This window comes from Bradyrhizobium oropedii (assembly GCF_020889685.1).
GTDB lineage: Bacteria > Pseudomonadota > Alphaproteobacteria > Rhizobiales > Xanthobacteraceae > Bradyrhizobium > Bradyrhizobium oropedii.
On sequence record NZ_JACMYO010000430.1, the window covers coordinates 1 to 1281 of the forward strand.

Sequence of the window (1281 nt, forward strand, 5' to 3'; positions counted from 1 at the left end):
ACGACCGATTCCATGAAACCGGCATGCACGGAACTGGAAGTGTGCTCGTGGATTCCTCGTTTGAGTTTGTTCGAACGAGGATTGGTATCATGGCAACATGGCGGCAAGCAGTCGAGTTGGCGATGAGCCAGGAGGAAATTGAGACGTTGACGGCTCTTTCGCGGTCGCGGACCGAGCCGGCGAGCCGGGTATCGCGGGCGGCGATGCTGCTGGCCTACCGCGAGAACCCGTCGTTCTTTGCCGTGGCACGAAGACTTGGCGCCCATCATCAGACGGTCCAGCGTTGCGTTGAACGGGCGGTAGCCCATGGTGCGTTGGCGGCACTCGACGACCGACCGCGACCAGGCAAGGAGCCGGTGATCACGCCGGAGGCCAAGGCCTGGCTGGTGTCTTTGGCGTGCGACAAGGCCAAGGAGCACGGCTATCCGCACGAGTTGTGGACGACGCGGCTGCTGGCACGCCATGCGCGCGAGCACGGCCCGTCGGTGGGGTACCAGTGCCTTGCCAACCTGGTCCAGGGCACGGTGTGCAAGATTCTCGGCCAAGAGGAAATCAAGCCGCACAAGGTGCGCTACTATCTGGAGCGTCGCGATGCCGAGTTCGAGCAGAAAATGGCGGAGGTCCTGTGTGTCTATCGCGAGGTTCAGGTCCTGAAAAAGGCCGCCGCCAAGTCGAAGAAAGCCAAGTCGAAGAAATCGGGCAAGCCGGTGACGATCGTCTCTTACGACGAAAAGCCGGGGATCCAAGCCATCGCGACGACGGCGCCGGATTTGTCGCCCGTGCCAGGCGTTTATCCGGCTTTTGCTCGCGATTTTGAGTATCGACGTCATGGCACGCTCAGCTTGTTGGCTGGAATTGATCTGCTGACCGGGAAGGTCCACGCGCTCGTCAAAGACCGCCACCGCAGCCGCGAGTTCATCGAATTCCTCAAACTTCTCGATGCCGCTTACCCGGCCAGGACCACGATCAAGTTGATCCTCGACAATCATTCCGCACACATCTCGAAAGAAACCAGAGCCTGGCTCGATACACGACCCGTAGGCCGCTTCGAATTTACGTTCACGCCCAAGCACGGCTCCTGGCTCAACCTCATCGAGGGCTTCTTCTCCAAGTTCGCCCGCTCCGTCTTGCGCCACATCCGGGTGACCTCAAAACACGAACTCAAGGAGCGCATCATGGCCGGCATTGACGACGTCAATCGCCATCCCGTCATCCACACTTGGTCCTACAAGCTCGCCGAGGCCGCCTGATATGATTCGAACTACGAAAACGCTGACCTAG

At 59.9% G+C, this 1281-nt stretch carries 1 protein-coding gene; it reads left to right on the forward strand.

Going from position 1 to position 1281, the window contains the following annotated elements:
• On the forward strand, nucleotides 1-1250 hold a 1250-nt coding region (locus H8A95_RS43090; RefSeq protein ID WP_229188458.1), incomplete at its 5' end, for an IS630 family transposase.
• Nucleotides 1251-1281 lie beyond the last annotated feature (31 nt).